General features: G+C 70.3%; 7 protein-coding genes. 2 read left to right on the forward strand and 5 right to left on the reverse strand.

Annotation, left to right across the window (positions count from 1 at the left end; translation table 11 throughout):
* Positions 1 to 11: 11 nt before the first annotated feature.
* Both IRT45_RS08335 and IRT45_RS08340 read right to left on the reverse strand, forming a co-directional pair.
* Positions 12 to 479, reverse strand: a complete 468-nt coding sequence (locus IRT45_RS08335) for a nuclear transport factor 2 family protein (RefSeq protein WP_194805275.1) — start codon at positions 477 to 479, stop codon at positions 12 to 14.
* Positions 480 to 490: 11 nt separating this feature from the next.
* Positions 491 to 1,075, reverse strand: coding sequence for an NADPH-dependent FMN reductase (locus tag IRT45_RS08340; protein WP_194805276.1), 585 nt, complete (start codon positions 1,073 to 1,075; stop codon positions 491 to 493).
* A 158-nt stretch (positions 1,076 to 1,233) separates the two neighbouring features.
* Between IRT45_RS08340 and IRT45_RS08345 the strand changes: the two genes are divergently transcribed.
* Positions 1,234 to 1,722: a M15 family metallopeptidase gene (locus IRT45_RS08345; RefSeq protein ID WP_194805277.1), complete on the forward strand. Its 489-nt coding sequence runs from the start codon at positions 1,234 to 1,236 to the stop codon at positions 1,720 to 1,722.
* A gap of 219 nt (positions 1,723 to 1,941) precedes the next feature.
* A complete protein-coding gene (locus tag IRT45_RS08350) occupies positions 1,942 to 2,184 on the forward strand; it encodes a hypothetical protein (protein ID WP_036501865.1) in 243 nt (80 codons plus the stop codon).
* 43 nt (positions 2,185 to 2,227) lie between these two features.
* Here the strand turns inward: IRT45_RS08350 and IRT45_RS08355 are convergent, their stop codons facing one another.
* The 3 genes from IRT45_RS08355 to IRT45_RS08365 are packed head-to-tail and all read right to left on the reverse strand — an operon-like array spanning position 2,228 to position 9,408.
* A complete protein-coding gene (locus tag IRT45_RS08355) occupies positions 2,228 to 6,451 on the reverse strand; it encodes a TIGR02680 family protein (RefSeq protein ID WP_194805278.1) in 4,224 nt (1,407 codons plus the stop codon).
* Between the two features lie 3 nt (positions 6,452 to 6,454).
* Positions 6,455 to 7,900, reverse strand: a complete 1,446-nt coding sequence (locus IRT45_RS08360) for a DUF2398 family protein (RefSeq protein WP_194805279.1) — start codon at positions 7,898 to 7,900, stop codon at positions 6,455 to 6,457.
* Positions 7,900 to 9,408 (reverse strand): TIGR02677 family protein, encoded by a 1,509-nt coding sequence (locus IRT45_RS08365; RefSeq protein ID WP_194805337.1) that lies wholly within the window; start codon positions 9,406 to 9,408, stop codon positions 7,900 to 7,902. The genes IRT45_RS08360 and IRT45_RS08365 overlap by 1 nt, the downstream gene beginning before the upstream one ends.
* Between the last annotated feature and the right edge of the window lie 64 nt (positions 9,409 to 9,472).

Consider the following 9,472-nt stretch of genomic DNA (forward strand, 5'->3'; position numbering starts at 1 on the left):
CGGAAGCCCGGTCAGGGTTCGAGATCGACGACGCCTGTGCCGCGGGCGATGTCGAACGGCACCGACACCTGGTCGTGCGCGATCAGCCAGACGCCGTCGATCTTTCGCATTCCGTAGGTGACGCGGACCCACATACCGCTGGTGGCCACCCCGTTCTTCATCGTGCCGTGCAGTCGCGCGAACCCGTGCCCGAATGCCACGTCCTCGCCCACGGTGAACGTCAGGTCGCGAATCTCGTAGTTCACGTCCTCGAAGAACAGGAACACCTTGGCCCAGTTGTCCAGTTTCGCCGCGATGCCGACGTGCTGGAGTGGCGGCTCGACATCGAAGGACACGACGTCGGTCGCGTACGCCTGCCGCACCGCGTCGAGATCCTTGGCGCGCAGTCCGTCGATCACCCGGTCGATCTGCCGGCGGATCTCGGCTTCCTCGGCCGCGATGCGGTCGGCGCGGGACTGAAAGTCGTTGGATACGGTCATGTTTCGACTCCTCAGGAATTGGCGAGAGTGGTTTCGGCGCCGGCCCGCAGCGAGGCCAGCGCGGTGCTCCAGGCGATGACTTGGCCCAGTGTCTTGTCCAGCGCGGCGCCGTGATGGTCACGCGGGGTGAAGGTGGTGTGGTTCTCGAAATCGGTGAGCACCGAGATGGCGACCTGATAACCCACATCGGCCATGCCCAGCGACCCGCAGACGGCCCGCAGTTGCACGACCGCGCGGGCGCCGCCGTTCGCGCCGTAGGAGACGAATCCGACCGCCTTGTCGACCCACTCGGCGAACGCGTGATCGAGGGCGTTCTTCAGCACCCCCGGCATTCCACCGTTGTATTCGGGCGTCACCAGGACGAAACCGTCGAACGGTGCGATCCGTTCTGCCCAGGCCCGGGTGTGCGCATGCACCGAGGGGCCGAACATCGGCGGCACCGGCTCGTCCAGATGCGGCAGCGGGTGATCGCGCAGATCGATCAGGTCGAACTCGGCGTCGCCGCGACGCGATGCCGAGTCCAGAACCCACTGCGCGATCTGGGCACCGTTGCGGTTGGGGCGGGTACTGCCGAGGATGATGCCGATTCTGGTCATTTCCGGAACTCCTGGATGGCTGAAAACCTGTACGTCCTTCCGACGACGCAGCCGCCCGGAATGTCAGGCGGTGGGTGTGCCCGGCGGCTCGCGGTCGCGACGGTGGGTCGGGACCTGGTTGCGCGGTGTGCGGATCGGCGCTGGTTACGATCGTTTTCATGCTGCGAGGACTTGCTGGTACAGCCGTGGTGGTCGGTGTGGCTCTGGCCGGGGCCGCGGGGCCGGGGCTGGCCGAACCCACCCCCACCGCATTCGCCGCCGGCACCGAAGGACTGGATCCGCTGCTGGCCGCCGCCTACACGATGGCCGAACGCCAGGCTCATCAGCAGGGCGTGCCGCTCGAGATCGTGTCCGGTCACCGCACGCGCGACGAGCAGGAACAGCTGTGGGAGCAGGGCATCGCCACCTACGGCGGCCCCGACGCCGCGCGGCGGTGGGTGCTGCCGCCGGACGAATCCACGCACGTGAGCGGCAAGGCGATCGACGTCGGCCCGCAGCAGGGGGCGCAGTGGTTGCAGGACAACGGAAATCGGTGGGGGTTGTGCCGGACATTCGACAACGAGTGGTGGCACTTCGAGTTGCAGACCTTCCCCGGCGCCGCCTGCCCGCCCCGGTGGCCTGACGCCAGTGTCCGTCCGCACCGATAGCGCGAAACTCGCGAATCGGATAGCTACCAACCGGTATTCAGCAAACTTTCGGAGACACGCCGATTGTCCTGTCCAATACCGGTGTGGCGCACTCGCGGATGGGGCACTGTAAATGTCTGGCGGTTTCCCGGCAGACGGGCCGGGACGCTCGAAGCGATGGAGGTTCGGGTGCGAGGGCGGGTTCCGGTACGGCGGAGCGGTGCGATACGTGGCAATGCGGTGCACAGCGAGACCGGGCCGGAGATACCCACGGTCCAGCTGATCCCCGAGACCGGTCTGGCCTCGATTCCGTGCGGATGGCTGCTGCCGGAACTGCCCACCGCACTGCTCATCGCGGTCTTCGTCGGCACCGGCTGGGTCGGCTACGCCGCCTCCGACCGGCCGATTCCCGATCCGCCGCTGACCGTCGTGGTCGCACCCGGCGACCGGGATTCGTTGTCGGTCACCTTCGGCGATCGGTGAGCCGCGCCGGGAGCGAATATGCCCGGCGCGCAACCGGTTACGCTCAGCTGGTCGGTTCCAGTGCCTCGTCGAAGGTGATGCCTCCCTCGACGGTGTGCGGGGTGCGGCGCCGGTTGGGCGAGCCCAGGGCGGTGGTCAGATCGGAGCCGTCGTGCTCGGCAAGCAGCGCCGAGGAATCCCAGACCAGCAGGGTCGCGCTGACGGTGTTCTCGGCCGCCGAATGGGCGAGATCGTAGTGCGCGCACGCGGGCACGTGATCGTAGGTGATCCACAGGTCGTAGCCGGTCATGAACAGGTCCAGATCGAAATCGACCGAAAGGCCGAGCAATTCGCTGCGACCGTTGTCGTCGACGCCGGCGAACGCCTCGTCCAGCGCGAGCAGTCGCGGCGCCTGCGGATCGGCCGAATCCAGCATCACGTGCGCGGCGGCGAACAGCGGAAGATGCAGCGACACCGACTGTTCGCCACCCGAGAGCGCGCTGTGCCGCGCCACGGTGAGCCGATCCTCGGAGCCGTCGGCGGTCACCAGGGTGAACGAGAACACCCGCCAGGTGCGATAGTCCAGGGTGGTCGCCAGGATCTCCGGATAGGACCGTTCCGGATGGGCCGCGCGCGCCGCACGGATCTCGGCGGCGAAATGCGCACGCACCGTGGCCAATTCGCCGGGTCCCAGGTCGGCAGCGGCCCGGTCGAGCAGCTTGCACACCGCGCGCGCCGACTCCGACAGATTGTCGGCCAGCACCCAGTGCACGCCGATGGTGTTACCCGAGGACATGCGCCGCTGCTTCATCTCCGCGCCCATCCGGGCGATGAGATCGCGGGCATCGCAGGTGCGTTCGTGGATCTGCTGCGCGAGTCCGGTCAGCAGCGCGTCCTCGAGAATGCGGCGCTCGGCATCGGTGAGCAACAGTTCCTGATCGGCGCGGGCCGCGGCGATGCGGTCGGCGAAGTCGGCCAGCGCCGCCATCCCGTTGTCGTCGTGCACCTGCACCACGGTCAGGCCGTCGGCGGCATCCCACTGCAGGCGGTAGTCCTGGCGCGCGGAGGCCAGTGCGGCGTCGAATTCCTGCAGTGCCGCGGTCACCGCGCTGCGGGTCGACTTGCGGGCCGACTCCCCGGCGCGCACGGAAGCGGTGGCGGCGCGGAGGTTGTCGAACAACTCGTGCACCTCGACGGGCAGGACAGCGGTCTCACCCTCCGGCCCGCCGGATTCGATGCGATACAGCAGCTGATCGGCGGTCGACCAGGCCGCCGGTGAACTCGGCCACCGGCTCTCGGTGGGCGCGCCCAGCAGCGAGAGCAGATCGGCCCGCGCGTAGGGGGCGAGTTGGCGGACGTCGCTGAGCAATTCGGTCAGCGCCGTGCCGAGGGACTCGTGAGCGGCGCGATAGGCGCCCTCGGCCGATCCGACCGCTTCGATCGCCTCGGCGGCGGCCTTGCGGGCGGCGCGCTGTTCGGCGCGGGCGGCGTCGATGCGCTCGCGGGCCTGCTCGAGTTCGCGGTCGATATCGGCGGCGTCGGCGCCCAACGCCTCGCGCAGCGTCTCGAGTTTGCGCGACTGCTCCTCGTAGCCGGCTCGGGCGGCCTCGGCCTCCTCGGCGAAAGCCTCGGCCAGATCCCGGGATTCGGCGAGCCGGTCGTTCGCCTCACGGGCGCGTTCGGCCTCACGCTGCTGGTCGCCGCGCAGCCGCAGCAGCGCGGTGCCGGTGTTCTCGAAATGGCGGACCGCCGCGGCGAGCGCGTCCAGTTCCGCGGGGTCGCGAGGCGCGTTGCGGGCGGCGGCGACCGCGCGCACCTTCTTGTCGGCCGCGGTGAACGCCGAGACGGCCTGGTCCAGATCATGTTCGGCCTGCGCGGCCGCCTCGGTATGCGAGCGCAGCACCCCCGCCGCCTCGGAGACCGACCGCAGCGCCGCGATCACCGCACTGCTGCGCGGCAACTCCTTCGCGGCGGCCGCCAGCCGGGCCAATTCGCCGGAGGCCTCGTCGGCGTCCGCGCGGGCGCTCTGTTCGGCCTGTTCGGCGGCGGTGATCTCCTCGGTCAGCTCGGCCAGGCGCCGTTCCCGGCGCCGGGCCCGCGCGGTGGCGCCGATGAATTCCGCCTGCGGCTTGTGGTGGCGGCCGAGTTGCACACCCTGCCGGAAACTCCCGTCGCCACCGACCGCGACGAGGTTCTCGGACACATGAGAGTCGTTGTCGCTCAGCGCGATCGAGGCCAGGATGTCGGCGAGATGGATGCGCGAGACCGCGGCGATCGGCGAATCGGAATCGTCGCCGACACCGTCCTCGACGACCAGCAGTTGCGCGAGCGTGGGACCGACGGGCCGTGCACTGGGCGGGAGCGGCGTCAGGAAGACGTCCGAATCAGTCTGCGGCGCTTGGTCGTTCGCCGCGACCCAGGCGTCGAGCAAGCCCGCGGCCTGCACGGCGGCCTCGATCCCAGCGGCGCGCTCGGCGTCGACGTCGTCGGCGAAGCGCACCAGCCGCCACAGTGGCGCACCGGCACGGGTGGCCCGGGAGTCGGTGCGGCTCTGCGGTGCCGGGGGCGCGTCGTCCTGTTCGGCCGCGACCCGCTGGCGTTCGGCACGCAGCGCCGCGGCGCGGTCGCGCGCCTGATCGGCGGCCGCGCGAGCCTGACGGCGGCGGTCCCGCAGCGTTTCGGTGAGCGATTCGCTGTGCTCGGCCAGCACCTGCGGCAGCGGCGGCGCATCGTCACCGCCGGACTCTGCGAGTGCGGCGTCGAGCGCCTCGAACAATCCGGCGGCCACGGGGGAGTGCAGGTCGCGATGGATGTCCCACCAATTACGCAGGGACGCGGCGGTATTCGCGCGCGCCAACGCCACCGCGGCCTCCGCCTCGGCCAGTTCGGCGGTGGCGGTATCACGGTGGCGGCCCGCGCGTTCGACGGCGCGTTCCGCGCGGGTGCGGTCGGCCGCGGCGGCATCGGCCACCGTCAGCGCCTGGCGCACCGCGCGCACATCGGCGTCGCGTTCCTCGGCGTGACTGCGCACGGTAGTGGTGAGCTGTTCGGTGCGGGCCTGTTCCGGCAGCGCGGCCCAGGCGATTCCGGCTTCCTCGGCGGCCGCGCGCAGTTCGTCCTCACCTCGGGCCAGAGCCGCGGCGGCGGTGGTGACCGCGGCGGCGGCGCGTTCGTATTCGTCGCCGCGCTGGTCGGCCGCCTGCTGGGCCTTGGTCGCCTTGTCGCGGTGGACCGCCGCCGAGGTCTCCAGCCGCCGCACCGCATCGGCCAGATCGTCGAGCTGCTGCTTGCCCTCGTAGGCGTTGGAACGCTGCAGCGTCTCCCGATCGGTCAGGGCCTGCTCGTAGGCGCGATCGGCCTCCTCGGCTCGATGCTCGGCCGCGGTGCGCTCGGTCTCGCGTCGCTGCCGCAGTGCCGCGGCCGCGAACAGCGCCGTGCTGCCGTGGGTCACCGCGTCCAACCTTGAGCGCACCTGGTCCACATCCGACTTTGCCTGCACCGCAAGGTATTTACGATAGACGTCGACGAAGGTGCGAGTGGCGGAATCGGCGGCGACCAACCCCTCGAGCGTGCGGCCGACCTCCTCCATATCGCTGAACGAGCGGGCGGCGTCGAGGATCAGCTGATCGTCGAGCGGACGCAGACCGTCGGTCAGCGCCTGCGACAGTCCGCGCGGATCGAGGTTCTTGGCCAGCTGCGGGCGGCGCAGGGTCAGAATCAGATTGATCAACTGGTCGTAGCGCTGCACACCGAGACCGAACATGCGCGCGTCGATCGCGGCGCGATAGTCGACCGGGCGGTCCACGATCGCGTCGGTGCCGATCTGCTCGGCCAGCTGTTTGCGGGTGAAGGGCCGATCGTCGGGACCGATCAGCGAGAAGTCCACGCCCACCCGGCCGTCGGCCACGAAATACCACCGCGTCACCTTGTCCGAGGACCGGGTGGCACGCATCCCGATGCCGACGGTCACCACCTCGGGCTCCGACCAGCGCCCGCGCGCGAATTCCATCCAGACGTAGGAATAGGCCGAATCCTGTTTGCGATACAGCAGATTCGACTTCATCGTGCGCTCTTCACCGGCGAACGGATTCAACCGGCGCGGCTCGATGCGGCCGTCGAAGACGAAGGGGAACAACACCTCCAGCGCCTTGGTCTTGCCGGAGCCGTTCGGCCCGCGCAGCACCAGCCGTCCGTCCGCGAAGCAGAATTCCTGATCCCGGTAGTCCCACAGGTTGACGATCCCGGCGCGGGTGGGAATGAAGCGGACACCACCGTGAATGAGGTCCATGGGTTACTCCGTCCCCTTTCCTGAGGTCCTGGATCCCGCCGCGCCGGCCGATGCGGTCGCCGGTTCCCCGGTGGCGTGCGCGCCCAGCGATCGCGCCGAGGCGAACAATTCGGATTCGGCCCGCGTGCGCACGGTGACCACCGCGCCACGGTAGCGAGCGAGCGCGGGCAGGGCCAGGACACCGCCGTCGACCGTCTCCACGAGGGACAACCGCGCCAGCAGACCGACCACCTCGGTGGTGAGCCCGCCCACATCGGCCTGCCACTGGGCGGCGAAGGTCGAACCGTACCGCTCGGTGAGCGCGTGCACCGTCGCGCGAATCCACTCGTCGTCGACGAACGGATGGGTGATCGGCTCGGGGCCTTCTTCGTCGTCGGCCGGATCTTCGGCGTCGACGGGTTCCTGCGGCGCCGTGACCAGGGGCGCGAAGACCGTGGCCGCCGGAATGGCGGCATCGAGGCCGTCGGCGATGCCGGTGGCGGCGGGCGGGCGCGGTCGGCGTGGCAGCGGATCATCGATGTCGAGGACCCGGTCGGCGATCTCACCGATCAGCAGCAGCGCCACCTGCGCGAGCGTTCCGGTGCCGGGGAAGCGCACATCGGAGAACCGCCCCGAGGTGTCGATCAGGGCCACGCCCTCACCGCGGCGTTCGGCGCGCAGCCCGGTCAGCAACTCCACCTCCGCCACGATCTTCTCGCTGCCCAGCGCGGATTGCTCGGCCGCACCGAGGGTTTCGGTATAGACGACCGGCAGTTCGATCAGCGCCCGCCGTACCCGGCGCGCGGCCGCGGCCCGCGACGGCACGGAAGTCGTTGCGGCGGAATCGGTGTCGTCGGCGAGCAGCGTACGCACACTGTGCAGATGCTGCAACGCGCGCGGTGGCCGGAAGATCGCGAACACCACCGAGCGGTCGATGTCGTAGAGGGCCTCACCCGCTTCCGGGTCGGCCGCCCAGCCGCCGGCGTCGCCGTCGGCGAGGGACAACGCGCCGCGGGCGGCCAGCCACGCCACCGCGTCCACGAACGCGTCCCGGTCGGCGGCCCGTTCGGTCGACAGTTCCAGCCCCTCCACCCGCACGGCGTAGGCGGCGACCTGATCGGCCAACTCCGACAGCGTGATCTGGTCACCGGCGCGACCGAGCGCGGCCAGGGCGAGCGACAGATAGGCGTAGCGGCGCCGGTCGAAGACGCGATCGGCGGGGGTGCGGGCGGGCCGGCCGGTGTCGAGCCGGTCGGAGATCGGGAACAGCCGCGCCGTGGTCTCGGTGACCTCGAGCCGGTAGCCGAGCAGTTCGGCCATATCCTCGCGCAGTTCGGTGGCCCAGCGCCGAATCAGCGGCAGCGCAATGCGATCCGGGAAGGTCCGCGTCACCAGATGATTGGCCAGCATTACCCGGGCGGCGCGCTGGTAGCTGTCCAAGGCCAGCGGGTCGATGGTTGTCGCGTGCATCACGACCGCCCGGAGGCGGTACGGGCGCGGGAATTCTCGCGCACCTCGAGCCGGCGGTGATCGAGATACAGCAGACCCTGGGCGGTACGCACCACCGTGGACCCGGGATGTTCGCGGACCGTCAGCGTGACGCCGCTGTCGGAGCCGGTCGTGCTCACCCGGCCGCTCACCGGAACCCAGGCGGTGGAGGCGGCGTCGAGCAGTCGCAGCAAAACTTCGGTTTCACGTTCGTCCAGGACCCGATCGTGCACGTTGGCGGCGGCCAGCGACATCGCGGCCGCCGCGCGGGCCCGCTGCGTCTCCAGTTGTGCCTGGCGCAGCCGCCGCACCCCGGCGTCGTTGCGCACGAGCCGCGCGGGCGCGCCCGGAGTGGGCTGGCGGCCGGTTTCGGCGAGCGTGCGCGCGATCTCCAGCGGCGCTGCCTCCCACCAGGATCGGTGAGCGGGAATGATGTCGGCGTCGGGATGCTCCATCGACAGATGCCGCGGTTTGCCCAATCCGAATACGACGTCGAACAGGGCGTGCGCGCTGTCGGTGGTGGGCGCGGCGGCGAACCAGCCGGCCAGATGCCGCAGCGCCGACTCCCGGCTCACCCCGCCCTTGCGCGTTTCGGTCACGCGGCGCAGCAGCGACAGCACCGCGGCGATCGCGCTCATGGTCGCCTCCCGCAACCGTTCGGCCTCGGTCGCCGGCGCGGATTCGGCGCCGGGGTCGGGCGCACCGCGATCGCGGACCGCGACGAACCATCCGCGCAGCCCCTGCCAGCGGGCCCGCCAATCCGCCTCGCGCGCCGCGACGTCGAGCAACACCCGCTCGTCACAGGACGCGGCCCGGCTGATCAGCGACTCGGCGCCGGTGTCGTCGACCTCGGCGATCGCGGCCGCCAGCCGGGGCGCGTAGCGAGCCAGATCCATACTGAATTCGCGCATATGCGCCAGCAGCGCATCCTTGTGTGCCAGAAAGGCTTCCGGCGTGGCCTCGGTCGTGCGGACCAGATCGCCGAGGGTCAGATAGAAATGCGCCGCGCGGTCGGCCAATTCGGACAGCGCGGTGTCGAGCCGCTTCAGGATCCGATACACCCGCTCGGCGTCGCCGTCGCGATTGGCCTGCGCCAGCGCCTGCAGATCGGCCAGCAGTTCCGGAAGCACCAGCCGCGAGAGTGAGGCCTCGTCCAGGCGCGCGCCCAGTACCTCGTTCACCGCCCGATACGCCTGAAATCCGGCCTGCGAGAACTGATAGACGTAGTGCCGGTTGCGATATTCGGCGAGCGTCGCCGCGCGGGTGCCGTCGTAACTGCGTTCCAGCACACCCCAGGTGTGCAACTGCTCGAGCAGCGGACCGATCTCGGTGGCGGTGGAATGCGGGGCATCCGGCATCCGAGCCAGGGTGTCGGCCACATCGGAGGCGTGCAGCAGCACCACATAGGCGGCGCGGGCGTGGTCGAATGCGCGCAGCACCCACAGATAGTCGTTGCGTTTGTCGGCGGTGGCGAAGGAGAACAACCGCAGCCGGTCCGCGCCCTCGATCACGGTCTCACCCCGGGTGGGGGAGACGCCGTCGAACAGTGCGGGT

This window comes from Nocardia sp. BSTN01 (assembly GCF_015354405.1).
Lineage (GTDB): Bacteria > Actinomycetota > Actinomycetes > Mycobacteriales > Mycobacteriaceae > Nocardia.

What these genes read in the sequence shown, in the direction of transcription:
- IRT45_RS08340 (WP_194805276.1), bottom strand. Translation starts at nt 1,075, where the DNA reads ATGACCAGAATCGGCATCATCCTCGGCAGTACCCGCCCCAACCGCAAC.
- IRT45_RS08345 (WP_194805277.1), top strand. Translation starts at nt 1,234, where the DNA reads ATGCTGCGAGGACTTGCTGGTACAGCCGTGGTGGTCGGTGTGGCTCTG.
- IRT45_RS08335 (WP_194805275.1), bottom strand. Translation starts at nt 479, where the DNA reads ATGACCGTATCCAACGACTTTCAGTCCCGCGCCGACCGCATCGCGGCC.
- IRT45_RS08355 (WP_194805278.1), bottom strand. Translation starts at nt 6,451, where the DNA reads ATGGACCTCATTCACGGTGGTGTCCGCTTCATTCCCACCCGCGCCGGG.
- IRT45_RS08360 (WP_194805279.1), bottom strand. Translation starts at nt 7,900, where the DNA reads ATGCACGCGACAACCATCGACCCGCTGGCCTTGGACAGCTACCAGCGC.